29 protein-coding genes and 3 tRNA genes are annotated in these 23367 nt (G+C 74.5%); 10 read left to right on the top strand and 22 right to left on the bottom strand.

Annotated features, from left to right (window positions below):
* Window positions 1–335: 335 nt before the first annotated feature.
* Together LO771_RS13905 and LO771_RS13900 are read right to left on the bottom strand one after the other, a co-directional pair.
* Window positions 336–2588: a DEAD/DEAH box helicase gene (locus LO771_RS13905; RefSeq protein WP_230652125.1), complete on the bottom strand. Its 2253-nt coding sequence runs from the start codon at window positions 2586–2588 to the stop codon at window positions 336–338.
* A gap of 369 nt (window positions 2589–2957) precedes the next feature.
* Window positions 2958–3599, bottom strand: coding sequence for a hypothetical protein (locus LO771_RS13900; protein WP_230652123.1), 642 nt, complete (start codon window positions 3597–3599; stop codon window positions 2958–2960).
* 270 nt (window positions 3600–3869) lie between these two features.
* Here LO771_RS13900 and LO771_RS13895 point away from each other — a divergent pair, with 270 nt between their 5' ends.
* The 8 genes from LO771_RS13895 to LO771_RS13860 all read left to right on the top strand — a co-directional run bounded on the left by LO771_RS13895 (window position 3870) and on the right by LO771_RS13860 (window position 8006).
* Window positions 3870–4367: a CrcB family protein gene (locus tag LO771_RS13895; protein WP_230652121.1), complete on the top strand. Its 498-nt coding sequence runs from the start codon at window positions 3870–3872 to the stop codon at window positions 4365–4367.
* On the top strand, window positions 4364–4792 hold the full coding sequence (locus tag LO771_RS13890; RefSeq protein WP_230652119.1) for a DUF190 domain-containing protein: 429 nt from the start codon (window positions 4364–4366) through the stop codon (window positions 4790–4792). The genes LO771_RS13895 and LO771_RS13890 overlap by 4 nt, the downstream gene beginning before the upstream one ends.
* On the top strand, window positions 4789–5163 hold the full coding sequence (crcB, locus tag LO771_RS13885; RefSeq protein WP_230652117.1) for a fluoride efflux transporter CrcB: 375 nt from the start codon (window positions 4789–4791) through the stop codon (window positions 5161–5163). Before LO771_RS13890 ends, crcB begins: the two co-directional genes overlap by 4 nt.
* Window positions 5164–5447: 284 nt before the next feature.
* The gene (locus tag LO771_RS13880; protein ID WP_230652238.1) at window positions 5448–5789 is read left to right on the top strand and encodes a metallopeptidase family protein; all 342 of its coding nucleotides are present in this window, start codon (window positions 5448–5450) and stop codon (window positions 5787–5789) included.
* 117 nt (window positions 5790–5906) lie between these two features.
* Window positions 5907–7601: a metallophosphoesterase gene (locus LO771_RS13875; RefSeq protein WP_230652115.1), complete on the top strand. Its 1695-nt coding sequence runs from the start codon at window positions 5907–5909 to the stop codon at window positions 7599–7601.
* 109 nt (window positions 7602–7710) lie between these two features.
* Window positions 7711–7783 (top strand) — tRNA-Glu (locus LO771_RS13870).
* A 37-nt stretch (window positions 7784–7820) separates the two neighbouring features.
* Window positions 7821–7894: transfer RNA gene (locus tag LO771_RS13865), tRNA-Asp, on the top strand.
* Window positions 7895–7929: 35 nt separating this feature from the next.
* Window positions 7930–8006: transfer RNA gene (locus LO771_RS13860), tRNA-Phe, on the top strand.
* A gap of 82 nt (window positions 8007–8088) precedes the next feature.
* Here LO771_RS13860 and xerC read toward each other — a convergent pair.
* From xerC to LO771_RS13775, 18 genes are all read right to left on the bottom strand, one after another.
* Window positions 8089–9291 carry a tyrosine recombinase XerC gene (gene xerC, locus LO771_RS13855; RefSeq protein ID WP_230652113.1) on the bottom strand — a complete coding sequence of 401 codons (1203 nt, stop codon included), beginning with the start codon at window positions 9289–9291 and terminating at the stop codon, window positions 8089–8091.
* The gene (locus LO771_RS13850) at window positions 9291–9479 is read right to left on the bottom strand and encodes a helix-turn-helix domain-containing protein (protein WP_230652111.1); all 189 of its coding nucleotides are present in this window, start codon (window positions 9477–9479) and stop codon (window positions 9291–9293) included. The genes xerC and LO771_RS13850 overlap by 1 nt, the downstream gene beginning before the upstream one ends.
* Before the next feature lie 340 nt (window positions 9480–9819).
* Entirely contained in the window at window positions 9820–11385 is a 1566-nt protein-coding gene (locus tag LO771_RS13845; RefSeq protein ID WP_230652110.1) for a YfjI family protein, read from the bottom strand.
* Window positions 11382–12275: a bifunctional DNA primase/polymerase gene (locus tag LO771_RS13840; RefSeq protein ID WP_230652108.1), complete on the bottom strand. Its 894-nt coding sequence runs from the start codon at window positions 12273–12275 to the stop codon at window positions 11382–11384. Before LO771_RS13840 ends, LO771_RS13845 begins: the two co-directional genes overlap by 4 nt.
* A gap of 105 nt (window positions 12276–12380) precedes the next feature.
* Window positions 12381–12734, bottom strand: a complete 354-nt coding sequence (locus LO771_RS13835; protein ID WP_230652106.1) for a hypothetical protein — start codon at window positions 12732–12734, stop codon at window positions 12381–12383.
* The gene (locus LO771_RS13830; protein ID WP_308188898.1) at window positions 12731–13564 is read right to left on the bottom strand and encodes a phosphoadenosine phosphosulfate reductase; all 834 of its coding nucleotides are present in this window, start codon (window positions 13562–13564) and stop codon (window positions 12731–12733) included. The genes LO771_RS13835 and LO771_RS13830 overlap by 4 nt, the downstream gene beginning before the upstream one ends.
* On the bottom strand, window positions 13561–13821 hold the full coding sequence (locus LO771_RS13825) for a hypothetical protein (protein WP_230652104.1): 261 nt from the start codon (window positions 13819–13821) through the stop codon (window positions 13561–13563). The genes LO771_RS13830 and LO771_RS13825 overlap by 4 nt, the downstream gene beginning before the upstream one ends.
* The gene (locus tag LO771_RS13820) at window positions 13821–14483 is read right to left on the bottom strand and encodes a GGDEF domain-containing protein (RefSeq protein WP_230652102.1); all 663 of its coding nucleotides are present in this window, start codon (window positions 14481–14483) and stop codon (window positions 13821–13823) included. Before LO771_RS13820 ends, LO771_RS13825 begins: the two co-directional genes overlap by 1 nt.
* Before the next feature lie 641 nt (window positions 14484–15124).
* Window positions 15125–15400 (bottom strand): hypothetical protein, encoded by a 276-nt coding sequence (locus LO771_RS13815; RefSeq protein ID WP_230652100.1) that lies wholly within the window; start codon window positions 15398–15400, stop codon window positions 15125–15127.
* Window positions 15397–15624: a hypothetical protein gene (locus LO771_RS13810; protein ID WP_230652098.1), complete on the bottom strand. Its 228-nt coding sequence runs from the start codon at window positions 15622–15624 to the stop codon at window positions 15397–15399. The genes LO771_RS13815 and LO771_RS13810 overlap by 4 nt, the downstream gene beginning before the upstream one ends.
* A 14-nt stretch (window positions 15625–15638) precedes the next feature.
* Window positions 15639–15830, bottom strand: a complete 192-nt coding sequence (locus LO771_RS13805; RefSeq protein WP_230652096.1) for a hypothetical protein — start codon at window positions 15828–15830, stop codon at window positions 15639–15641.
* A gap of 41 nt (window positions 15831–15871) precedes the next feature.
* The gene (locus tag LO771_RS13800; RefSeq protein ID WP_230652094.1) at window positions 15872–16123 is read right to left on the bottom strand and encodes a hypothetical protein; all 252 of its coding nucleotides are present in this window, start codon (window positions 16121–16123) and stop codon (window positions 15872–15874) included.
* Between the two features lie 144 nt (window positions 16124–16267).
* Window positions 16268–18448, bottom strand: coding sequence for a cell division protein FtsK (locus LO771_RS13795; RefSeq protein ID WP_230652092.1), 2181 nt, complete (start codon window positions 18446–18448; stop codon window positions 16268–16270).
* A 94-nt stretch (window positions 18449–18542) separates the two neighbouring features.
* Entirely contained in the window at window positions 18543–18914 is a 372-nt protein-coding gene (locus LO771_RS13790; protein ID WP_230652090.1) for an RRQRL motif-containing zinc-binding protein, read from the bottom strand.
* Window positions 18914–19795 (bottom strand): DUF2637 domain-containing protein, encoded by an 882-nt coding sequence (locus tag LO771_RS13785; RefSeq protein ID WP_230652088.1) that lies wholly within the window; start codon window positions 19793–19795, stop codon window positions 18914–18916. The genes LO771_RS13790 and LO771_RS13785 overlap by 1 nt, the downstream gene beginning before the upstream one ends.
* Window positions 19792–19920 carry a hypothetical protein gene (locus LO771_RS30655; RefSeq protein ID WP_255744274.1) on the bottom strand — a complete coding sequence of 43 codons (129 nt, stop codon included), beginning with the start codon at window positions 19918–19920 and terminating at the stop codon, window positions 19792–19794. The genes LO771_RS13785 and LO771_RS30655 overlap by 4 nt, the downstream gene beginning before the upstream one ends.
* Window positions 19917–20138, bottom strand: a complete 222-nt coding sequence (locus LO771_RS13780) for a hypothetical protein (protein WP_230652086.1) — start codon at window positions 20136–20138, stop codon at window positions 19917–19919. Before LO771_RS13780 ends, LO771_RS30655 begins: the two co-directional genes overlap by 4 nt.
* Complete coding sequence (locus tag LO771_RS13775; protein ID WP_230652084.1) at window positions 20135–20422, bottom strand: hypothetical protein; 288 nt, start codon at window positions 20420–20422, stop codon at window positions 20135–20137. Before LO771_RS13775 ends, LO771_RS13780 begins: the two co-directional genes overlap by 4 nt.
* 614 nt (window positions 20423–21036) lie before the next feature.
* Here LO771_RS13775 and LO771_RS13770 point away from each other — a divergent pair.
* Together LO771_RS13770 and LO771_RS13765 are read left to right on the top strand one after the other, a co-directional pair.
* Entirely contained in the window at window positions 21037–21777 is a 741-nt protein-coding gene (locus LO771_RS13770) for a helix-turn-helix transcriptional regulator (RefSeq protein WP_230652082.1), read from the top strand.
* 4 nt (window positions 21778–21781) lie between these two features.
* Window positions 21782–22252 (top strand): NUDIX domain-containing protein, encoded by a 471-nt coding sequence (locus LO771_RS13765; RefSeq protein ID WP_230652080.1) that lies wholly within the window; start codon window positions 21782–21784, stop codon window positions 22250–22252.
* Here the strand turns inward: LO771_RS13765 and LO771_RS13760 are convergent, their stop codons facing one another.
* Window positions 22253–22807 carry an HD domain-containing protein gene (locus LO771_RS13760; protein ID WP_230652078.1) on the bottom strand — a complete coding sequence of 185 codons (555 nt, stop codon included), beginning with the start codon at window positions 22805–22807 and terminating at the stop codon, window positions 22253–22255.
* A gap of 9 nt (window positions 22808–22816) precedes the next feature.
* On the bottom strand, window positions 22817–23278 hold the full coding sequence (locus LO771_RS31645) for a GntR family transcriptional regulator (RefSeq protein WP_374228171.1): 462 nt from the start codon (window positions 23276–23278) through the stop codon (window positions 22817–22819).
* Window positions 23279–23367 lie beyond the last annotated feature (89 nt).

Raw genomic sequence — 23367 nt, 5'->3', positions numbered from 1 at the left:
GCGGTCGCCGGAGCCTAGCACCCGGGCGGGACGCCTCACCGGGCGGAGAGGCGGTCCGGGCGGGATGCGCGCGATGTCCGCGGGACGGACAGGGCCGACCCGGACACCCGGCAGCGGCGTGAGGCCGGGGACGCGGCGGGGTGGACGCCGCAGGCCCGGTGCCGGCGTGTCCGGGCCGGACGCCCCGGTCCACCCGTGGCGGGCGGGCCGGGGCGGACGCGGAAACGGCCCGGGGCCGCCTCCCGTCCGGACGATGTCCGGGGGAGGCGGCCCCGAGCCGTGGTCACCGGCGCCGCCGGTGCGGGGTCGGCCGCTGCGGGCCGGCCGACGGCGGGTCAGCCGTTGCGCTTCCAGCGCGGCTTGCGGTCGGCGCCGCCGAAGCCGCTGCCGCCGTTGTCGCGGCGCTCGAAGCCGCGGCCGCCGGCGCCGTGCTCACGGTCGCCGAAGGAGCGGCCGCCGGAGCGGTGGTCGTCGCGCCGGCCCTGGGGGCGGCTGGTGCGGTCCCGGTCGCCGAACGACGGACGGGCGCCGCGGTCGCGGTCGCCGCCGTACGGGCGGTCGAAGGAGCGGGCCGGACGGTCCCCGCCGCGGTGGTCGCCACCGCGGTCGCGGTTGAAGCCGCCACGGTCGTCCCGACGCTCGAACGAACGACCGCCGCGGTCGTCACGGTCCCGGTTGAACGGACGGTCCCCACCGCGGTCGCGGTTGAAGCCGCCACGGTCGTCCCGACGCTCGAACGAACGGCCACCGCGGTCGTCACGGTCCCGGTTGAACGGACGGTCCCCACCGCGGTCGCGGTTGAAGCCGCCACGGTCGTCCCGACGCTCGAACGAACGGCCACCACGGTCGTCACGGTCCCGGTTGAACGGACGGTCCCCACCGCGGTCGCGGTTGAAGCCGCCACGGTCGTCCCGACGCTCGAACGAACGGCCACCACGGTCGTCACGGTCCCGGTTGAACGGACGGGTGCGCTCCTCCGCGTCGGCGGCCGGAGCGGCCTCCTCGGCGACGGGGGCGGCGGACGGGGCGGCGTCGGTGTCCGCGGGGGCGGCCACCCGCGCGTCGGCCTCGGCCTCCGGGGCCTCGACGGCGTCGGACGGCTCGTCCTCGATGCCCAGCTCGGCGCGCTCGCGGGCGGCGCGGGCCGCCAGGCGGTCGGCGTCCTCGCGCAGCTCGGCGGCGCGGCGCTGCAGCTTCTCCAGGCGGCGGGCCAGGTCCTCGACCTCGCGCTCGGCGGCCTTCGCGGCGCCGGCCGCGCCCTCCGCCTGCACCTCGGTGAGCGAGCGGGCGCCGGTGATGCGGGCCACGTCGGCGTCGAAGGAGCCGCCCACCACGTGGCGGGAGGCGTCCACCCCGGCGTCCTCCATGAGGCGGAAGACGCCGCGCCGCTGGTGCGGCAGGGCGAGGGTGACGACGATGCCGGACCGGCCGGCGCGCGCGGTGCGGCCGGAGCGGTGCAGGTAGTCCTTGTGGTCGCCGGCCGGGTCGACGTTGAGCACCAGGTCGATGCCGTCGACGTGGATGCCGCGGGCGGCGACGTCGGTGGCGACGAGCACGTGGACGTAGCCGTCCTTGAAGTCGCCCAGGGTCCGGGTGCGGGCGCCCTGGGTCATGCCGCCGTGCAGCGCGTCGGCGCGGACACCGGCCTCGCGCAGCTGCTCGGCGACGCGGTCGGCGCCCATCTGGGTGCGGACGAAGATGATGGTGCGGCCCTTGCGGGCGGCGATGGCGCTGGTGATCGGCGCCTTGTCCTTGGGCTTCACCACGAGGATGTGGTGGGTCATCGTGGTGACCGCGCCCGCGGAGGGGTCGACCTCGTGGGTGACCGGGTTCTGCAGGTAGCGCTTGACCAGGGTGTCGATCTCGTTCTCGAGGGTGGCCGAGAAGAGCATCCGCTGGCCGCCGGCCGGCACCAGGTCGAGGATCTCGGTGACCTCGGGCAGGAAGCCCATGTCGGCCATCTGGTCGGCCTCGTCGAGGACGGCGATCTGCACCTCGTCGAGGGTGGCGGCGCCGCGGTCGATCAGGTCGCGCAGGCGGCCGGGGGTGGCGACGAGGACGTCGACGCCCCGCTCCAGCGCGTAGATCTGACGCGGCATCGAGGTTCCGCCGCAGACCACCTTGAGGTTGAGGCCGAGCACCGAGCCGTAGGGCTCCAGCGCGTCGGAGACCTGCATCGCCAGCTCGCGGGTCGGGACGAGGATCAGGCCGCGCGGGCGCTTGGCCCGGGTGCGGCCCTCGGCCAGACGGGTGAGCAGGGGCAGGCCGAAGCTGAGGGTCTTGCCGGAGCCGGTGCGACCGCGGCCCAGCACGTCCTTGCCGGCCAGCGCGTCCGGGATGGTCGCGGCCTGGATGGGGAACGGGGTGGTGACGCCGCGCTTCGCGAGGGCGCGGACGATGTCCTGGTGCAGGCCCAGGTCGCCGAAGGTGACGGTCGGCTCCTCGGCGGCGCCGGCCTCGGGGGCCTCGGCGGTGCCGGGGTCGGCGGTGGTGGTGACGGGGGCGTCGACCTGCTGGTCGACGGCGGGGGCATCGGCGGCGGAACCGTCCGCGGGCATGGCGAAGCGGTCGTCGTCAACGAGAGACATGCAGAACCTTCCGGAAGTGGCACGCGCCTAAGTCCGCGGGTTCGCACAGACCGCCTCGATGCAGTCAAGCCACGGATCGCCGGAACGCGCCAAGGGCGCCTGTAGGGGAGCGGCGCCGGGCAGATGAAATCAAACGATCTACCACTATAGACGCCGCGGACGGGGGCACGCAAATCGCCCGTTCGGAGCACCGGCCGCAGACCGGCCGTTCCGTCCGGGGCACACCGCCCGGCCCGTCCCGCGGCACGGGCCGCAGGACGTACGGGGAACCCCGGCGGCGGGCCGGGTATTCCCGGCGGCGCGCCGCACCCGGCGGTCCCGCCGGGCACGGCGCGGGCACCGCGGGCCGGGGCGGGTCGGCGGTACGGCTCAGTGCGGCGAGGCGCCCGCGCCGGCCGGCGTCGACGGGGAGGCGCCGCTGGGTGCGGGGTCCGGGGCGGGGGAGGCGGACGGCGACGCCGGGGAGGCGGGGGGCGACACGCTCGGCTGGGGGCTCGACGACGGGGAGGCGCTCCCCGGAGGACCGCCCGTGCCCCCCGGGGCGGGCCGCCCGGTGGTCCCGGTACCGCCACCGCCGGGCACCGGACCCGTCGGCGGCGCCGAGGCCCGGCCGGACGCGTGGGCCGTGGCGCCGGGGGTCGGCGACGGGACCGCCGTCCCCGAGGCGGAGGGGGAGGCGTCCACCGTGCCCGACCCCCTGGAGCCCGCCGGCACCGGGCGGGAGCCCCCGTACCACGGACGGCCGCCCACGCCCCGGCCGACCTGGTCGGCCGCGCCCCGGCCGCCGTCGGACGTCGGCCCCTGGGAGGCGGGCACGCTGCTCACGTCCATGCAGCCGCCCAGCGCCCCGGCGGCCAGCACCGCGCCGGCCGCCGCGGCCAGGGCGCGGCCGAGGGCCCTGCGGCGCGGCACGGGCCGGGCGGCCGGGGCGGTGCGCACGGGCCGGGTGGCGGGCGCGGGCCGGGTGGCGGGCGCGGCCGCCGCCGCGGGACGACACGTCGCACATGTCACGGGAGTAACCGCAGTCACGGGAAAGCCTCTCGTACGCCCCACCCGGGCCGCCCGCTGCGTGCGGCCACTACGGGTGCCCAACGCGCGCACGGCCGTGAGGACACGGCCGCTGCGTCCGCCCGGGCGGCAGCCCTTACGGCAGCCCGTACGGCAGCGCGGCGGCCGTACGGCGGCAGTACGCTGGGAGGCCCCGCGGGGGCGCGCGACGGCGGGTGCGCCCGGCGCGCGCCGCGCCCCGCCGGGGCACGGCGACGAGGAGGAGCAGGCCCCGTGCAGACACCGCGGCCCGGCACCGCAGGGGCACCCCCGGCCTCCGCGCCCGGCCTCCCCCTCCCGGCCCCCCGGTCCGCCGTCCGGCCGCCCCTCCTCCACGGTCAGGGTCCGGTGGTGGCGGTGGTGGCCGCCGGCGGCGTGCTGGGCGCCTGGGCCCGCTACGGGGCGACCCTGCTGTGGCCGACCGCGCCCGGCGCCCTCCCCTGGACCGTCCTGGCCGTCAACGCGGCCGGATGCGCCGTGATCGGCGTCTTCATGGTGCTCCTGACCGAGGCGTGGTCCGCGCACCGGCTGCTCCGGCCCTTCTTCGGCACGGGTGTGCTGGGCGGCTTCACCACCTTCTCCACCTACGCGGTCGACGCCCAGCGGCTGCTGGCGTCCGGCCGGGCCGCGACCGCCGCCGCCTACCTGGCCGCCACCGCCGCCGCGGCCCTGCTGTCCGTCTGGGCGGCGTCGGCCCTCACCCGCCGCCTGCTGCTCCAGAGGACCCGATGAGAACGACCGGACCCGCCGTGCGGCTCACCGTCCACATCAACGAGAGCGACACCTGGCACCACCGCCCCCTGCACTCCGAGATCGTCCACCGCGCCCACGCCGCCGGACTCGCCGGGGCGTCCGTCTTCCACGGCGTGGAGGGCTACGGCGCGTCCTCCCGGATCCACACCACCCGGCTGCTGTCGCTCAGCGAGGACCTGCCGGTGGCCGTGGTGATCGTCGACACCGAGGAGCGGATCCACGGGTTCCTCCCCCACCTGGACGAACTGCTCACCGGCGGCCTGGTGACCCTGGAGCGGGTCGAGGTGGTCCGCTGCGGCGGCCGCGGGCGGACGTCCGGCGGACAGGCGTCCGGCGGACAGGCGTCCGGCGGACAGGCGTCCGGCGGGCAGGCGTCCGGCGGGTACGGGGAGGCCGCCGGATGACCTGGCTGCTGGTCGCGGCCGGCGCCGCGGTCGGGGCGCCGCTGCGCTACCTCACCGACCGCGCGGTGCAGGCCCGGCACGACTCGGTCTTCCCCTGGGGCACGCTGGCCGTCAACGTCGCAGGCTGCCTCGTGCTGGGCGTCCTGACGGGCGCGGCCGCCGTCGGCGCCGCCCCGTCCTCGCTGCAGCTGCTGCTGGGCACCGGCCTGTGCGGGGCGCTGACCACCTACTCCACCTTCTCGTACGAGACGCTGCGGCTGGCCGAGCAGGGCGCCCGGCTGTACGCGGCGGCGAACGTCGCCGTGAGCATCGCCGCGGGCCTGGGCGCGGCCTTCGCCGGCGGAGGGATCGCCCGGGCCGTCTGGGGCTGAGCCGGGCCCGACCGGGCCGGTGCGGACGGCACGGGGCCAGGGCCGGGCGCGGTGCGGGGTCCGGACCGGGCGCGGTGCGGGGTCCGGGGTCCGGACCGGGCGCGGTGCGGGGTCTGGGCCGGGCGCGGTGCGGGGTCTGGGCCGGGCGCGGTGCGGGGTCCGGGGTCCGGACCGGGCGCGGTGCGGGGTCTGGGCCGGGCGCGGTGCGGGGTCCGGGGTCCGGACCGGGCGCGGTGCGGGGTCTGGGCCGGGCGCGGTGCGGGCCCGACAATGGGCCTGTGGAGATGACCCGAGACGAGTTCGAGTCCCTCGTCGGCGACGCCCTGGACCGGATCCCCGCCGAGCTGGCGAAGCTCATGGACAATGTCGCCGTCTTCGTCGAGGAGGAGCCGGACCCCGGCGACCCGGAGCTGCTGGGCCTGTACGAGGGCACGCCGCTGACCGAGCGCGGCGAGTGGTACGCCGGGGTGCTGCCCGACCGGATCACCGTCTACATGGGCCCGACGCTGCGCATGTGCGGGACCCGCGAGGAGGTCGTCGAGGAGATCGGCACCACCGTCGTCCACGAGGTGGGCCACCACTTCGGCATCGACGACGAGCGGCTGCACGAACTCGGCTGGGCCTGACCGGAGGGCCCCTGACACCGGGTCGGGAACCCGGCGCCCGTCCGCGCCGCGCCCGGGCGCTCCCCGCCCGCGCCGGCACCCGTATAAGGGACGGGACCCCCGGGCATGATCCCCAGCATGCCTGCCGACACCCGCCCCAGCCCGCGCACCGTGCCCGGCCCGGCCGGCCGGCCGCCCCGACGCGGACCGGGCCGGTTCCTGCGGCCCGGACCCGGGCTGCGCCGGGCGGCCGTCCTGGCCGCGGTGGCGGTGTTCGGCGGGTGGCTCGGCCTGGTGGTCGCGGGAACCTCCCCGGCCAGGGTCGGGCCCGTGGAGACGCGGATGTCGCTCCACCCCGACCTGCACGGCGGCAGCCGGGTCGACATCGCCCCGCTCGGCTCCCTGGAGCTGGACACCCACCGCGCGCCGCTCCGCCTGGACGTCGACGTCCGGCGGCTGAACCCCGACGCCGCCCGCGCCATCGCCAAGGACCCCGCCCGCCTCGCGAACCTCCAGGACGAGGTCGCCTCCGGCGTGGAGCACGGCATGCTGGACCTGGGCCTGCGCGCCGCGGCCGCCGTCGCGGCCGGCTCCTGCGCGGTCGGGCTGGTCGTGTACCGCCGCCCGCGCCGCGCCCTGGCCGCCGCGGGCACCTCGCTCGGGCTCCTGGTGGCGTCCCTGGGCGGGGCGGCCCTCAGCTGGAACCCCAAGTCGGTCCTGGAGCCGCACTTCACGGGCCTGCTGACCGGCGCGCCCCAGGTGGTCGGCAACGCCCGGTCCATCGTCACCGACTTCGGCGTGTACCGGCAGGAGCTGGCCCGTCTGGTCGGCAACGTCACCAAGCTCTACGACGCCGCGACCACGCTGCCCGCCTACAACCCCGACCCGGGGACGGTGCGGGTGCTGCACGTCTCCGACATCCACCTCAACCCGGCGGCCTGGGACCTCATCCGCTCCGTGGTCGCCGAGTACCGGATCGACGCCGTCGTCGACACCGGCGACCTGATGGACCACGGCTCCGCCGCCGAGGACGCCTTCGCCGACGGCATCCCCGGCCTGGGCGCGCCCTACGTCTACGTGCGGGGCAACCACGACTCGGCCGGCAGCCAGGCGGCCGTCGCCCGGCAGCGGCACGCCGTCGTGCTCGACGAGGGCCGCACGGCGACCGTGGCGGGGCTGCGCATCGCGGGCTGGGGCGACCCGCAGTTCACCCCGGACCGGTCGGTCCAGGTGGGCGGGGAGCCGGCCGAGGAGGCGATGGGGAAGGCCTTCGCCGCGCGGATCGCCGGCATGCGGACGCCGCCGGACATCGCCGCCGTCCACGAGCCGACCGCCGCCCAGCAGCTCGACGGGCGGGTGCCGCTCGTCCTCGCCGGCCACACGCACGTGCGCGACACCCGGATGCTGGAGCACGGCACCCGGATCTTCGTCCAGGGCTCGACCGGGGGCTCCGGGCTGCGGGCACTGGAGAGCAACCCGCCGACGCCGGTCAGCCTCTCCGTCCTGTACTTCGACCGGGTGACCCACCGGCTGCAGGCCTGGGACGACATCACCCTGGGCGGGCTGGGCCGCACCACAGCGCAGATCGACCGGCACCTGGCCGACGAGTCCTCCTCCCCCGCGCCGGGCGGCCCGTCCGCCTCCCCCGCCGGGCCTCCGCCGCCGGGCCCGTCCGGCACGCCGGCGGGCGGTTCCCCTGCCTCCCCCGCAGGCGCCCCGTCCGGCACGTCGGCGGGCGCCTCCCCCGGCGCCACGCCGGGACGGCCGCCGGGCCCGGCTACGGGGTCCGCGACGGGCTCCCCCCAGGCCCCGGCGCCCTCGGCCTCCCCCTGACCGGCGGCGACGGCGCGACAGGCCGCGAACGGTTTTGGCGTTCCCGCCCGGCATCCCATATGCTTCTCAACGTCCCCGACGGCCGCAAGGAAGCCGGGTGGGCCATAAAGCCCTCATCGTCTAGTGGCCCAGGACGCCGCCCTTTCAAGGCGGTAGCACGGGTTCGAATCCCGTTGGGGGCACCGCAGTACCCATGCGCAGAGTCCATCTGCGTCACGAGGTCCCGTGGAGCAGTTGGTTAGCTCGCCACCCTGTCAAGGTGGAGGTCGCGGGTTCAAGTCCCGTCGGGATCGCTCATCCCCTAACCTGGGGATGCGCAGTGCAGTACGGCCAGGTAGCTCAGTTGGTACGAGCGTCCGCCTGAAAAGCGGAAGGTCGCCGGTTCGACCCCGGCCCTGGCCACCAGCTTGACCAGCAGCAGAACCCCCACCCTCGCCGGGATGGGGGTTCTTTTGCATGCTCCTACGCCAACCCGTACCCCAACGGGTCAGCCCAGGCGCTCCCCGAGGGCCCCGAGCGCCCTGCGCTGCTCGTCGAGGGAGGCATGGGCGTACACCTTCATCGTGACCGCGATGTCGCTGTGGCCGGCGATCTGGCGGACCACGTGGGGCGGCACCCCGAGATCGAGCAGCAGCGTGACGCAGGTGTGGCGCAGATCATGGAACCGGAGGTCCAGGCCGAGACGGCGGCGGAGCGGGTACCAGCTGCGGCGGAGGTTGTCCGGCTCGATCGGCGTACCGACCCGGGAGGCGAAGACGAGCCCCCGTTCGGCCCACCGGTCTCCGGCCGCGGCGCGCTCCTGCGCCTGCCGCTCGCGGTGCTCCTCCAGAGCCTCGACCACCAGCGGGGGGAGCGGCAGCGTCCGCAGCGAGGAAGCCGTCTTGGTCGGGCCGAGCAGCAGCTCCCCCTTCACCCGCTGGAGGTTGCTGGACACGATCAGCGTGCCGCGCTCCAGGTCGACGGCATCCCAGTGGAGGCCCAGCAGCTCGCCGCGGCGCATCCCCATGACGAGCGCGAGGACGTACAGCGCGTGCAGCCGGTCCTTGCGGGACTCCTTGAGCAGCAGCCGGGCCTGAGGGACGGTGAGCCCCTTCCCGATGCCGTAGTCGGGCGTCGGCACCTGCACGAGCTTGGCGACGTTCCGCACGATCAGCTCCTCGCGGACGGCGTTCTCCAGAGCGTTGCGGAGCACCGCGTGCACGGACTGCACCATGCGGCGCGACAGGTGGGACCGGCAGCACTCCCCTGCCGCGCAGCACTTCGGCTCGGTACGGGCGGCGTCCCAGCCGTGCCGACAGCACTGGCACGTCGTGGCCAGCCGTCCCAGCCAGTTGCGGATCTCCGCCGCCCGCAGCGTCCGCAGCTTGCGCTTGCCCAGGGCAGGGACCAGGTGGACCCGCACCACGCTTTCGTAGCCCTGGTACGTCTTGGGACGACGCTGGGCCTTGACGATGCCGGCCAGCCAGTAGGCCAGGTACTCCTCCACGGTCACGTTCGTGTCGGGGGTCGGGACGCCCTGGTTGTCCTGGGCCTGGAGGTTGGTGATCTTCTGGTGCGCTTCCTCGCGGGTCTTGCCGTACACCGAGACGCGCTTGCGGATGCCCGAGGTCGTGGTGACGTACGCCCGACCGTGGTAGAGGCCGTCCTTCCGGCGGCTGATGCTTCCCTCACCGTTGGCACGCTTGGCCATCAGGCATTCCCCTCGATTCGGTTGCGGAGGAAGGTGGCGAGGCTGTCGGCGGGGATGCGGCGGGAACGGCCGATCTTGATGCTGGACAGCTCGCCGGAGCGCAGCAGGTCGTAGAGCTTGCTTCGGCTGAGCCGGAGCGCCGCCATGACCTCGGGGACGGTCAGGGCCTCGGGGGTGGCGGTGGTCACTGGGGTGCCTCCTCGGCGTCAGTGGGCGGGGTGGCGGTGCGGTGGCACCCGTCTTCGGTGCCGTGCGGGCGGATGCGCAAGGGCGACTCCGGGCGGTGGGGGCGTGACAGAACCGCCAGAACTGACAGAACCCCCGGCTGTGAGCTCTGAGCTGGGGATTCGGCGCCGGGGTGCGGTGTGACGAAATCTCCGGAAACTCCGCCAAAACCCGGGGCCGGTCGCGCGGTCAGGGTTGTGTCTGAGTTTCCGGAGGTTGTGTCTCGCGGCTGCCTGGCGGCGTTTGCGCTGGTCAGCCGTGTCGGGGCGGGGTTGTGTCAGTTCTGTCGGTTGTGTCCGGGGGTCAGGGGCCGGGGTGGGTGATGGCGGGGTGCAGCGCATACCGGGGTGCGGGTGGCCGGCCGCCGCGGGCGGCGCGGGCCGGGGGCGCTTCCTGGCGAATCCAGCCGTGTTCTTCGAGCAGGGCCAGGGCGGGTTCGAGGTCGGCGACGGTGGGGAACTCGCCGCGGGGCAGCTTGCGGAACAGCTCCCGGCGGGAGATGCGGTCGGCGGGGTTGGCGCGCAGCCAGTCCAGGACGGTGCGGGCGCCGGTGTGGGCGGGGTCGGAGCCCATGGCGTCGAAGACGGCCAGGGCGTGGGCGGTGAAGTAGTCCCCGAGGCGGCCGGCGGCGCGGATGGTGTCCGCGTCGATGAGGCGGGCATGGCCGTCGGCGGGGTGGGCGGCCAGGTGGAGGAGTCCGGCGAGACGGGCGACGGCGCCGTCCAGCTTGCTGGCCCAGGTGTCGATGTGGGCCAAGGCGCCGCCCTTGCGGAGCTTGGGCTCGGTGCCCTGCTGGTGGGCCAGCATCGCGGCATCCGCCTCCGGGGTGAGGGTGAGCACCGCCGGGTCGGTCCAACCGGCCAGGGCCAGGGTCAGCGCCGCCACCTGCCGGGTGTACGCCTCCGCCACCGCCTCCGGGATGAGGTCGGGGGTGAGGTTGCGGTAGCCGACCAGGGAGGCGGGGAGGCAGTAGAGGAAGCGGGCGAGCAGGCCGCGGCCCTCGAACCCCTTGACCTTGGCGATGTCGGTGAACACCGACGGCTGCACCGCCAGGCCCATGGTGAGGGCGGGGGCCTCGATGTACTGGCGGTCGCGGCCCTGCCGGTTGACCCGCAGCACGTCCCCGGCGTGGCCCTTGAGGAAGACGTCCATGTTGGGGGTGCCGGAGTAGCGGCCGGCGATGATGTCGAAGATGCCGCCCTCCGGGGAGAGGACGGCCATCCGGCCGCCCTGCTCGGCCAGCAGCGTGGCCAGGCCCTCGGGGGTGACGTCGTCGGCCACCAGTTGGGGCCGCTCGGGGACGGTGGCCGCCTCGGCGGCCTGGGCCAGCACGACGGCCTCGGCGGTCAGGGCGTCGCGCTCGTCGGGGGCGGCGTTCGCGGCCTTGGCGGCGGCCTTGTCGGCGGCGGCCCGCGCGAGGCGGGCGGTGGTCTCCGCCTCGGCGCGGGTCGCGGCGCTGGTCTCCACGAGGGTCTTCTCGACCGCGAGCAGGGGCGCGGTCATCAGGGAGAAGACGGCACTCTTGCGGTTGCCGGGCGGCAGGGCGACGGCGATGAAGGTGTTCACCGGCTCCCGCCACCGCCCGCGCACCGCCACCTGCGCGCGGCCGCCGGCGGCGGTGGACAGCACCGACAGGGCGACGCACCCGGCCAGGTCCGGCGGGGTCTGGGTCTCCTCCGCCACGGCCGCCACCATGTCGGCCAGCCACGCGGGCAGGGCGTCGGTGGGGAACGGGGGCAGGGCGCGGGCCTGCCCGAGGGGGATGGGGTCCTCCCACAACTCCGCCTCGGCCTGCGGCGGCGGGGGCGGGGTGAGGGCGGCGTCCCAGTCCGCGAAGAGGGAGCCGCCCACAGGGCTGTGGATGCTCATGCGGCCACTCCCGGGATCGTGGGCTGGGCGCCGCGGGCGAGGCCGGAGGCGAGGGTGCGGCGGATCTCCGCCTCCCCCAGCCCGACGGCGGCGGCGGCCTCGGTGAGCGCCCCCTCGGCGGCCTCGCGGGGCAGGGTGCCGGCGGCCACCAAGCGCCCGAGGGCGGCGGCGGCGCGGAACAGGGTGTGGTTGCGCTGTCCCTCCGGGGCCTGCCGGACGCGGGTGGTCTCGCCGTCCAGGGCGGCGCGGCTGTAGGCGTCGGCGTCGCTCATCCGGTCCCGCCACCGGGCGGGGGTGATCCGCGGCGCCTGCCGGTCCGGGGCCTCCTCGCTGATCAGCAAGGAGGGAAGGGGCGCGGGCGGGTCGTTGCGCTCCACGCGGTAGGTGGCCCCGTCCACCATCGAGCCGGGGGCGAGGACGTAGCCGCCGCGGCAGCGGGTGTCCACCTTCCACCCGAGCGTGCCGATCGTGGACGGCGGCAGCGGCACCGCCTCGGGGACGGCGAAGTACAGGTGCAGCCCACCGGACCGGGTCCGGACGGTGAACGTGGCGTCCGGGAACGGCTGTCCGGCCCGCTCGCAGAGCACGGCGAGGACGTCGGCGCCGTCCACGACACCGGGCAGCGCCCACGCCTCGGGCGGGGTGTCCCTGGGGTGCTTGGGGGTGTCCAGGTCCACCACGAGCAGCCGGGAGGGGCCGCAGGCCAGGCCGATGTTGAACGGGCCGGACTGCCAGCAGCGCCGGATGCGGCCGGGGTCGGTCGTGGCGCGGTGCTCCCAGTCGCGGACGGCGGGCCTCTTCGCGCCGGGGGTGAGGGGGAAGACGTGCCAGCCGCGGCGGGCCGCGGCGAGGGCGGCGGCGGTCAGGACGGGGGTCGAGGATGCGGTCATGCGGGCGGTGCTCCCTTCGAGCGGGAGGGACGCAGGCGCCCGGCCGGAGTTGGCAGCGTTGAAATTCAACGTTGCTCTGGCGACCGGGTGCCTGCGCGGTGCGGGTCAGAACAGGGCGTCGGCGCCGGGCGGGGCCGCCTCGGCGGTCCGGGCGGCGGCGGTGCGGCGGGCCGCGTCGTGGCACGGCGGGCACCACGCGGCCAGGTCCCCGACGGGCAGGGCTGTGGCGCGGTGTAGGGGCAGGGTGAGCCGGGCCGGATCGGCGGGGGCGGCGAGGAGGCGGACGGTGCCGCCGCCGTGGCGGTGGGTGTGGCCGCCGTGGACGCGGTCGCAGCGTCCGCCGCCGCGGGGGTGGGGGTCGCCGCAGGTTCCGGTGCACTGGCAGCGGTGGCCGGCGGTCTGCATGACGGCCTGCCAGGTGGCGGCGCCGGCCAGCGGGGGGAGGGCGGGGTGGGTCATGTCATGCACCACCCGGAGTCGCACAGCCCATCCCCGTCGTCGATCTCGAAGGGCAGGGTGTCCACGCCGTCCGGGATCGCGTCCCGTAGGGGCTTGCCGAAGCGGGTGAGGTAGACGTGGTCCTTGCCCAGCTCGTCGCGGCGACGGTTCAGCAGCTCTTCGAGCTGGCACGCCTTCTCGAACAGCTCGGGCTCGCTGCGGCGCTGCTCGTGCCAGGACTCGGGGCGCTTGAAGGGGCAGAACCAGCAGGAGGACTTCGGCGGCACCGGCAGTCCGGCGTCGCGGATGATCCGGGCGCAGTCGGTCCGCCGCAGGCCGAGTTCCAGCAGTGGGTAGGCGATGTGCTCGTGGGGTTCGCTGCGGCGCCGATTCGCGCGGTGGATCTCGTCCAGGGAGATGCCGATCCCGACCGTGGCGGGGTGGTCGGGGGTGGCGCCGCGGCGCTTGAGCTCCCGGCCGATGACCAGGATCTTGTAGTCCGCGGTGCACGAGCGGGTGCCGGGGGCCCCGTTGGACATCCGCACCGGGATCTTCAGCGACTTCGAGCCCTCCCGGGTGATCTCTCCGTAGAGGGTGCGGGTCTCGCCGGAGCGGACCATGACCCGGTCCAGGGTGGTCAGCTCGATGCCGTGGGCCGCGGCGTAGGGGCGGGCGTAGCGCTGGACGTAGGTGAGGGTGGCGGGGTTCTCCGAGTCGTCCCCGACGTTGGCGAACAGGAACGTGTGGTAGTCGATGCGGCCCTGCGCGGCGAGCACCAGCGCGGCCATCGACTGCACCCCGCCTCCGAAGGAGAACGACCGCAGATCCCTCACAACGGTAGGGGTGCTCACTGGGCCTCCCTGAGCCAGCAGAACGGCGGCAGCACGGTGGCGCGGCAGTAGGCGTCCAGGGCTGCCCCGGGGACGGTGCCGGGGTGGACCTGGCCGCCGTCCAGGGAGGCGAGCAGTCGGGCACCGTGGTGCACGCACCCGGTCACCATGGCACCGTGCCGGTCGTGGATGGTCACGGCGTCGGCGGGGCCGTCACAGCCGGTGGGGTCCTCGGGGTGGGCTGCCGGGCAGCGCCCGGGGGTGGGCTGTGGGGACATCAGGTGGCCCTCCGCTCGGCGGTGGTGGGGCGGTGACGGCGCCAGCGGCGCGGGGCGGCGGTGTAGGTGCGGGCGGGGTGCTCGGACAGCTCCCACCCGCCGCCGCCCCTTTTGGCCGCGTACATCGCCGCGTCCGCCGCCGTCAGCGCGTCGGCCAACGGTGTGCTGGGGGCGGCCAGGTGGCCGCCGACCGAGGCGCCGACGGGCAGCAGGTCCGTGCCGAATGGGACGGGTTCGGTCAGCTCGGAGTGCAGCAGCGACAGCGCGGTCAGGGCGTGGTCGATGTCAGGGCCGATGGGCAGGGCGGCGGTGAACTCGTCTCCGCCGAACCGGCCGACCGCCCCGGTGGGGCCGATGGCGGCGGCGAGCCGGTGGGCGGTGTGAGCGAGGACGGCGTCTCCGGCGGCGTGGCCGCGGGCGTCGTTTAGAACTTTGAAGCCGTCCAGGTCGACCAGCACCACCAGCACCGGTCGGCGGGCGATCAGGCGGGTGGCGCGGGCGGTGAACGCGTCGCGGGTCATCAGCCCGGTCAGGGGGTCGCGGCGGGCGGCGTCCAGGCGGCGGGCCAGGACGGTGGTGGTGGCGGCCCATCCGGCGAGCGGCACGCTCGCGGCGAGGATGGCCGGCAGGTGGCGCTGCGCGGGCAGCGCGGGCGGGTGCATCCTGGGATCTCCTGTCTCGTTGCTGCGGGATCAGGTAGGGCCCCGGGGCGGGCGGCGGAACCTTGGCGGGAGATGCCGACCGGTCCCGGGGCTCGTGCGTGGACGGGCTTAATCGAGCAGCGGGGGTTGCAGTGAGCGTGGAAGGATGACGCTGTGACTGCGAACCGAAAGGGCTATGCCGCGTAGGCGCCCGAATCTGCTTCGCGCTCAGCACCGGAGATTGAGCTTTGGCAGACCCCTACGGCAGGTCGCCGGGGTGTCTGCCGCCACCAGAGTGGCCATCCGACGTGTCGAGTTGCAGAGCGACGGCCTGTTGCCGGGTGACGTCGCGGCAGACCTGGCCCGCTACCGGGAAGCGGTCTGCGAGCCCGGCCGTATGGATCTCTTTCCCTGTCCGTGTCCGGGGTGTGACTGGCTCACAGCGCGAGACCGACTGGACGTAGTGCTGCACCGCTTGCCACCGCGGGCCAGAACAGACCTCGGACGTCTTCTGGAGCCTCTGGACAATCGGCTACGGCGGCGTACAAGCCCGTTCATCGGCACGGTGAACGAGTGGGACATAGGCCGGTGGTGGAGGCAGCGAACGCTGCACTGAACCACCGCGCCCCCCGGCCCGCGACTACCGGACACGGGGGCTGCCTTCAGATCGCGCGCCGCAGCCGGGCGGCCGCAGGGGCGGTGCGGGTGTGCAGGGGGATGACCGGGGCCAGGTGCGCGGGTGCCTCGGCGGGCTGGCCGCCGTCCGGGGGCGGCGGGTCGTCGTCCGGCCCGGCGGCGCGCTTGGCGCGTTCGTCGGCGAGCATCGCCAGCACAGCCGCGCCCTGCCGTGCGGAGCGCCGCCAGGCGACGGCTAGCGGAGGCAGGAGGAGGGCGGCGGGGGCGGTGGCGGCGGCGAGGAACACGGCGTCGCCGGTCACCGGGCCACGTCCGCGGCGGCGAGGGTGAGCAGGGCGGCCAGGTCTTCCCCGAGCAGGGCGAGGCGGTGTTCGATGCCGGTCCAGGACTCGGGGTCGATGTCGAGCAGGGCGCGGACGGCGGCGGGCCGGTCGCCGCTCTCCAGGGCGCGCAGGGCGTCCTTGAAGTGGGCGGCGGCCAGCGGCCGGACGCTGGGCGGCGCAGGCCGGGCGGGCAGCGTGGACACGGCGGCGGCTCCTTTCAGTGGAGCTGGGTCAGGGCGGTGATGACGGAGGCGAGGGCGGTGTTGACGGGCCCGGCCAGGCCGGTGGAGGCGAGGGTGAAGCCGGACAGCCACACGGCGAGCGCGGTGCCGACCCCGACGCGCTTGGTCCACACCAGGACGCCGGTGATCAGGCCGAAGACGAACGCGGTCGAGAAGGTGATGAGCACGGCAGGACTCCCGATCGGTCGGGCGGTGCGTGGGCAGGGGATCAGCGGGTGCCGGCGCGGTAGGTGCGGCGCCAGGCGTTGTAGAGGTGACGGCCGGTGCGGATGCGGTGGCCGGTGGTCTTGCAACGGCGGCAGTCCTTGCCGCGCTTGAGGCGGCCCTTGCGGTCGGTGGTGGTCTGGAAGCCGATGCCGCGGCAGGCGCGGCAGGGCCCGAACGGCTGGACCGCACACAGCCCGGCGTAACCGAGCGTGACGACGGTCAGGCAGGCGAGGGCGAGCAGGAGGAGGGTCACAGGGGGTCTCCGGGGCCGGTTTCGGGGGTTTGTGCAGGTAGGGTGCTATGCGCTAGCGCACTGGTGGGAAGCACTGTGGGGTGCTAGCGGGGGTGCTAGCGCTAGCGGGGTGGGCCCGCTAGCGCTAGCACCCCGGGCGGGCGGTCAGGCGGACCGGTTCCGGTCACGCTCCGCGATCGCGGCGGTGATGTGGGCGCGGTCGTAGCCGCGCCGGTTGACGGTCTTGCCGTCGATACGGCGGCCGATCTGCCCCGGCTCGATGCCCAGCGGCCGCAGCGCCGCGGCCAGCTGCTCCGGGGCCCACCCGGCGTAGGCGTCGGGGCGGAGGGCGGCCAGGGCGCCGGTCAGGGTCTCGCCCCACACCCGGGCCTCACCGGCGGGCCAGACGGCGGCCAGGTCGTCCAGCAGGGTGGCGTGCGGGTCGGAGCGCTCCGGCGCCTCCCCGGCGGCGTGGCCGGTGAGGGTGCCGGCCGCGGCGCGCATGGCGCGGGCGCGCTTGGCGATGGCCTCGGTGGCGGGGGTGTCGAGGTAGGCGGTCTTCACCACGGTCGGCGTCGCCGTGGCGCCGGCGAGGTAGCCCAGGCCGGCGTCGACCTCGGGGCGGAAGGTGGTGGCGCGGATGCCGTTCTTGTAGGCGGAGGTGCCCAGGATCATGTCGTTCTCGACCTGGCCGGCGACCCGCAGGCAGAACCGGATCGACACGTTCCCCGAGACGCCGGTGGGCAGGGAGTCCTTGTCGGGGCGCTGGGTGGCCAGGATGAGGATGACGCCGAACGCACGGCCGATCTTGATGATGAACTCGGCGTCCTCCCCGGCCTGCTTGCCCACCTTGGCGTGGGCGAACAGGTTCTGGCACTCGTCCACGATGCAGACCAGCGGGTGCAGCCCGATCCGCTTGTCGGCGATCTCGCGGGTGACGCGCTTGTCCGGGCACAGGTCCCGCGGCAGCTTCTTCAGCGCGCCGGTGCGGCGCATCACCTCCTTGCGGAGCAGGGTGAGGGACTCGGCGGCGTACTCGATGGAGTCGTCGTCGATGCCGGAGACGAACCGGTGGGAGATGGGCTCGAAGGGGTCCAGGTCGCCGGAACCCTTCAGCTCGTGCGTCCACATCTCCGCCGTGGGGTCCAGCGCCGCCCCGGCGGCCAGTACCCGCACGGAGGAGGTCTTGCCCTGGCCGGGCTGGGAGCCGAACAGCACGTTGTGCTGCACCAGCGGCACCGCGACCCACTGCCCGCGCGGGTTGCGGCCGAACGGCACCGGCTTGAACAGGTCGTGGCGGCCAGACTTGGCCAGCGGCCACGCGATCTTCTCCGCCTTGGACAGGTCCTTGTCCCCGACCCACAGCACAAGCCGCCCCTCGTGCTCGTCCGCGTTGCCCTCCGGCCACACGCACCCCAGCGGACGACGCAGCCCGGAGGCCAGGCGCTTGCGGCGCTCCATGATGTCCCCCGCCGTCACGCCGTGGGGCAGGTCAACGTCCGCGCGCCAGCCGGGGCCGTCGCGGGTGATGGGGGCGGGAAAGGTGATCTCCCCCTTGCCCATGCCGCCGATCCCGAGCGCCAGCAGCGCCCGCTCCACGATGTCCGAGGTGAGCCGCGGCGCCCGGGTCTTCACCACCGCCCGGGTGACCAGGGGCTGATCGGCCGGGGCCCCGGCCCACCCCAGCGCCGCGACGGTGGCGGCAGCGAGCGCCAGGTGGGTCCAGCCGGGGGTCATGACCAGCAGCACCGCCACGAACGCGACGCCGAACGCGGCGACCAGAGCCGCGATCAGGGTCCGCAGCCGCACCTTGGCGTCCCGCTGCCGGGTCAGGCGCAGGTAGAGCTCCGCGTCCTCCTTGCGCACCGCCACCGCCCGCATCGGCGCGCCCTGAGTGTCGGCCACCCACCGGCCGGCGCCGCGGACGATCCGGGCGGCACCGCGCGGGGCGCGGGCGGTCAGGCGGGCAGCGTAGAGCGGGGAGCGGGCGGCGTGGTAGGCGGTGACGTAGGCGGCCTGTCCGGCGGCCCACTTCGCGGCGGCCTTGAACTGCTCCGCGTTGCTCGCCCACTTCGGCAGGATCGGCTCCCGCCGCCGCTCGGCCGCCACGTCAGCGGGGGCGGCGGCCGGGTCGTCCACGTACACGGTGTCGTCCGGGTCGTCGTCCGCGTCCGCCGCGGTGCCCACCACCGGCACGACGGCGGGGCCGTCGGCGGGGCGACGGGCGGTGCGGGCCTTGCCCAGGTCCACCACCTCACCCCCCGGTGTCTCGGGGAAGTCGGCGGTCAGATCCGCCTCCAGACGGGCGAACAGCTCGTCGTCAGCGCTGTGGTCGTCGTGGTTCACTTCGCGTGCCTCTCTCATGAGTGGAGGTGCCGGGGCGCGCCGGAAGCCGGCAAGCGAGGGCGCGCCCCGGATCAACTGGAAGTGGCTCTGTTCCTCAGGCCGCGGCTGCGGCGGGTTCCGCGCAGGGCAGGCAGGTGCCGTAGCGGGCGGGGAGGACGTAGCCCGCATCCCGCCCGCAGACCGGGCAGGTGCGGCGGGCCCGCATCGCCGCCGCGAGTGCGGCGGCGCGGGCGGGGGTCATCGGCCGCACCGGGCGAGCCAGGTCGACCCTGTAGAGGTAAGCCGCGCGAACGCCGCGCCGCCGGTTGCGCCAGAGGATCTGCGCAGCCACGTCCTGGCCGCCGGGCCGCAGCCCCTCGGCACGGAGCTGCCGCCGGGTCGCCAGACCCTCCGGGGCCATCCGCCACGGGTAGGTCGGCAGGCCGAACCGCTCCCCGTCGGGGTCCCAGAACCGGGGGCCGCCCATCACTCAACCGCCGCAGCATCCGGAGCGGCCTCGGTGACCAGGTGCAGCCCGGCCGGGGTGGTGGCGGCGACGCGCTCGGCCTTGAGGGCGTCCCGCAGGGTGCGGGCCCTCTCGGCGGAGGTGCGGACCGCGACCCGGATGCGGTCGGCCGTCAGCTCCCGGTCCGGCCACCCGGCGGTGGCCTCCCGCGCCTCGGTGAGGAGTTGGTCCGGGGTGCGGACCGGTCGGGGCGACCGGGCGGCGGCCGGGAGCTTCCCGGTCGGCTTGCGCGGCCGGACCGCACGGGCGGCCACGGTCGGACGGGAGTCGGCCACAGGAGCGGCGAGCGGCACGACCGGCGCCGCCTCGGTCGGGGCCGGGGGCGGCGGGGCGTAGACCGACGGCTCGGGGGCGGGGTCGGCCGGTGCGGGCAGGTCAGGCACCGACCGATTCGTCACGGTCTGCGGTGCTTCGCCGGTCGCGGGACGGTGGTGCAGCACTTTGGCGACCAGGTCGGAGCCGTAGAAGATGGAGCCGACCGGCAGCGAGGTGGCCAGCAGCACCAGCGCCCAGTTGGCGGGCGACCAGTCGGCCAGCCGCACCCGGCCGGCATTGTGCAGGCCGGGCACCAGCCCGTGCACGTAGTTCAGCACCAGCGACGCGACGGTGTACCCGGCCAGGATCCGCAGCGCGAACCGGCGGTCGCCCTCCGGCAGCACCAGGGCCGCCACCAGCGCCAGCGCCATGAGGCCGTCGACCACCAGCGGGTAGACGGTGGCGGCGACCGGGTCCGCGCCGATGACGTGGGCCACGTCGCGCAGCGCGTTCCAGGAGACCCGGAACGCCATGCCGACCACGGCCAGCAGTCCGAGCACCAGCAGGATCTTCGGTCCGCGCTTCACCGGGCACCCCCGGTAGCGGCCTCGCGGGCCCGGCGGGCGGCCTCGGCCGCGGCGTGGGCGGCGGCAGCGGCGGCCCTGGCCGCCTCGGCGGCGCGGGCGGCGGCCTCGCGGGCGGCTGCGGTCACCGGGCACCTCCCCGGGTGTCGCGGCCCGGCGTGCGGGCCGGGCCGGTGGGGCGGGCGGCGTCGGAGAGGACGTCCACGGCCAGGACCATGGCGCCCATGACACACAGCAGCAGCCGCACCGGGACGGCGGGGGTGATGCCCAGCAGCCACGCCAGGCCGGCGAGCACGGCCAGCAGCCGCAGTCGGGCGAGCACGGCGGGGAACGGTCCGGTCCTCATGCCGCCACCCCCGCCGGGGTGGCGGGGCGGCGGGCAGCGGTCGGACGCCGGGAGTGCAGCGGGACGGGGGCGGTGGCGAGCAGGGCGGTGGCGTAGGCGGCCAGCTCCGGGTCCTCCCGGCGCAGGTCCGCCAGCACCGCGCCGGCCACGTCCAACCGCGCCGCCCGCTCCTCGGGCGACTCCGGGCCGGCCGGGCCGGTGAACAGCTCGGTGTCGATGCCGAGCGCCAGCTCAACGAACTCCGCCGCCGTAGCGGCGTACTGACCTGAGACGATGGTCCTCACGGGTCGATCTCCTTGGGTTAGACGGGACCGGCCCGGAGCGGGGCGGCTGCGCTTTCCTTGGCCGGGAGGCAGCCGCCCCGACTCACAGGCCGGGGACGCTCGGCAGAGTCCGAGCAAAGAGGCCCCGGCCGGGAAACACGGGCCGGGGCGAAAAGACATGGGTTGATCAGCAGTAGCCCGCGCCGCCCGGTCTCGGCGGCACAGCCAGTGGTGTCGTCCTCTTCGGGAGCGCGCTCCCGCTTCAGGCACAGACGACATGACCTTTCGGTCTCGCCCTCCGGTTGACCAGGGGTCCGGGTCCCTCGGCCCCGTCCGTCCGGGGCCCCTTCACTTGCCGAGGTGGGCGCAGGCCCTCCGTCGGCAGGCGCGTTTGTGCAGGTCGGAGCGGCCTTGTTCGGGCCGCTCAACCATGAGATACATGGTTGACCGTGCATCTCACGGTGACGCGGTCTCATCCAGGTGTCAAGCCCTCTCCCGGATTCGCCGTCTTTCCTGACGTGGCATCAGAGTGCCGGACTGACAGGGGACTCAGAGACCGCAGAACTGGACGCGGCGGGACGTCCCGGATAGCGTCAGAGGCACGGAGTACGTCCCCAGACGTCCCAGGAGCAAGGATGGCGAACGAACGCCTGCGCTCAGCCATGCTGACCCGCGGCATCAGCGTCGAGCAGCTTGCGGACCACATCGGCGTCGACCCGAAGACGGTCGAACGGTGGATAACCAAAGGGCGGGCCCCGTACCGCCGGCATCGGCTGGCCGTCGCCGCGTACGTGCGCGAGGACGAGGCGTACCTGTGGCCGGATGGCCTGCCCGACGGCCAGCGGAAGGACGCCGCAGATGCGGAAGTGCTCAAGGTCTACCCGCACCGGTCCTACGTGCCGCCGGACCTATGGCTGGAGCTCTTCGGCCGGGCCGAACGGGAAATCGGCGTCTTGGTGCACGCCGGCGTCTTCCTCGCCGAGAACCCCCGGTGGCTGCAACTACTGAGGCTGAAAACACAGTCCGGCGTTCAGGCCCGGATCCTGCTCGGGGACCCCGACAGCCCGGAGATCGCACGGCGTGGGGAAGAGGAAGAGATCGGCGCGGGCGTCGCCTATAAGGTCCGTGAGGTGATGAAGCTCTACCGCCCGCTGTACGACGTCTCGGGGATCGAGTTCCGGCAGCACCGGTCGACGCTCCACAACTCGCTGTATCGCTCGGATGACGAGTGGCTGGTCAACACGCAGGTCTATGGGGTAAGCGCCCCTATGGCGCCGGTGTTGCACCTGCGCAAGATCGCCGGAGCAGCGCTGGTCTCGACATACCAGCAGAGCTTCGAGAAGGTCTGGGCCGAATCCGTACCGCTCCCGAGGTGAAAACGTGAGCCGCAGCGACTACTTCAACGATCCGGCCGCCCCGAAGCCGAACAGCATCGTCCCGGCCGTGACGGCGTTCGTCGTCAACGACCGGCACGAAGTGCTACTGGAGCGGCGCTCGGACAACGGGCGCTGGGGCATGCCCGGAGGCGTCCAGGAAATCGGGGAGAACATCACGGGCACGGTCGTCCGCGAGGTGCTGGAAGAGACCGGCATCAAGGTCGAGGTGGTCGGCTTGGTCGGCATCTATACCGACCCTGGGCACGTCATCGCATTCTCCGACGGCGAGGTACGCCAGGAGTTCTCTCTGTGCTTCCGCGCCCGGCCCCTGAGCGGCACCGTCACCGCCAGCTCGGAGTCCTACGAGGTGCGGTGGGTTCCCCGCGGCGAACTCCCGAGGCTCGACATGTCGCCCACCACACGCCTCCGCCTCGACCACGGGTTCCAGGAACGCTCCGAGCCACACATCGGCTGACTACCGGACGCCGGCCGCCGCCAGCCGCTTCTCCACCCGCCTGACCATCTCCAGCAGACTCGGCCGCGCCGCGGACACCGCCCGGAACACCACATGGCCGGGGCCATATCGCCGCAAGACCTCATCGAGACGACGAACAGGGTCAACCAGGTCGCCGGTCGGTCCGCTGGTCAGGTCGCAGTACGTGATGGCGTCGACCAGCTCGGGAACCACCGGCTCGAACTCGGCGAGCACGTCGGACAGTCCCAACTCGGCCGCCTCCCACGGCGACGACGTGTGGAAGGCCACCAGGCTGCACATTCGAGCATCGGCACCGACCACGTCGCGGAGGTACCGACCTCCGTCGATCATGTGCTGCTTGGTGTCGACGGCATCAGGGGCATAGCCCACGTCGTGTGCAATGGCCGCTGCGGCCAGCAGCTCAGCATCAGCACCGAGGGCCGGCGCCAGCCGCTGAGCCTGCGCAAGGACTCGCTTAGAGTGCGCCCAACGTTGGGGCAAGCGCTCGGAGAGCAGGGATTCGGCAAGGTCATACGCCCAGTCGGTCAGTCCCATTCCACCAGCCTACGGTTGGTCTTCTGCGCTCGGAGCCTGCCGAACGAAGCGCCCGACCCCATGCCTCGACTCAATGACACCAGCAGCCTCCAGCTCCCGTACGGCCCGACGGACGGTGTTCCGTGTGACACCGTGCTCCGTCGCCAACTCGGCTTCGCTCGGAATCTTCACCCCCGTCGGAAGCGAACCGTCGCGCACCTGCCGAACGAGCGCATCCACCACCCGCTGGAACGGGGCCCCCTGAACCGCACCTTTCACCCGTCGGCCAACACCGGCAATCGTCTCGATCTCTCCGGCAAGCTCCAGTTCCCGAAACGCTCGCCGTACCGTCGTGCGCGCCACGCCAAACTGACACATAAGTTGCGCCTCAGACGGTAGTAGCTCATTCGAGGCGATGGAACCATCAGCAAGGCCCTTGCGAATCGCGTTCGCGACCTGAAGGTACGTTCCTCTAGGGCTGGTCTCTGGCACTGGGCTCTCCTCACCTAGACTTCAGACCCCTCACTGGCCATACCAGCATGAATGAGTCTCCCAGCTACGTGAAGGCTGGTCCGTCGGCC

The organism is Streptacidiphilus sp. ASG 303 (assembly GCF_020991365.1).
Classification (GTDB): domain Bacteria; phylum Actinomycetota; class Actinomycetes; order Streptomycetales; family Streptomycetaceae; genus Peterkaempfera.
Note: the sequence above shows the minus strand (reverse complement) of the source record. Positions and strands in the feature narration are given on the sequence as shown.

Coding starts and splice junctions, on each gene's coding strand:
- LO771_RS13905 (WP_230652125.1), bottom strand. CDS start 2,588: ATGTCTCTCGTTGACGACGACCGCTTCGCCATGCCCGCGGACGGTTCC.
- LO771_RS13890 (WP_230652119.1), top strand. CDS start 4,364: ATGAGAACGACCGGACCCGCCGTGCGGCTCACCGTCCACATCAACGAG.
- crcB (WP_230652117.1), top strand. CDS start 4,789: ATGACCTGGCTGCTGGTCGCGGCCGGCGCCGCGGTCGGGGCGCCGCTG.
- LO771_RS13880 (WP_230652238.1), top strand. CDS start 5,448: ATGACCCGAGACGAGTTCGAGTCCCTCGTCGGCGACGCCCTGGACCGG.
- LO771_RS13875 (WP_230652115.1), top strand. CDS start 5,907: ATGCCTGCCGACACCCGCCCCAGCCCGCGCACCGTGCCCGGCCCGGCC.
- xerC (WP_230652113.1), bottom strand. CDS start 9,291: ATGGCCAAGCGTGCCAACGGTGAGGGAAGCATCAGCCGCCGGAAGGAC.
- LO771_RS13845 (WP_230652110.1), bottom strand. CDS start 11,385: ATGAGCATCCACAGCCCTGTGGGCGGCTCCCTCTTCGCGGACTGGGAC.
- LO771_RS13840 (WP_230652108.1), bottom strand. CDS start 12,275: ATGACCGCATCCTCGACCCCCGTCCTGACCGCCGCCGCCCTCGCCGCG.
- LO771_RS13835 (WP_230652106.1), bottom strand. CDS start 12,734: ATGACCCACCCCGCCCTCCCCCCGCTGGCCGGCGCCGCCACCTGGCAG.
- LO771_RS13825 (WP_230652104.1), bottom strand. CDS start 13,821: ATGTCCCCACAGCCCACCCCCGGGCGCTGCCCGGCAGCCCACCCCGAG.
- LO771_RS13820 (WP_230652102.1), bottom strand. CDS start 14,483: ATGCACCCGCCCGCGCTGCCCGCGCAGCGCCACCTGCCGGCCATCCTC.
- LO771_RS13790 (WP_230652090.1), bottom strand. CDS start 18,914: ATGGGCGGCCCCCGGTTCTGGGACCCCGACGGGGAGCGGTTCGGCCTG.
- LO771_RS13780 (WP_230652086.1), bottom strand. CDS start 20,138: ATGAGGACCGGACCGTTCCCCGCCGTGCTCGCCCGACTGCGGCTGCTG.
- LO771_RS13770 (WP_230652082.1), top strand. CDS start 21,037: ATGGCGAACGAACGCCTGCGCTCAGCCATGCTGACCCGCGGCATCAGC.
- LO771_RS13760 (WP_230652078.1), bottom strand. CDS start 22,807: ATGGGACTGACCGACTGGGCGTATGACCTTGCCGAATCCCTGCTCTCC.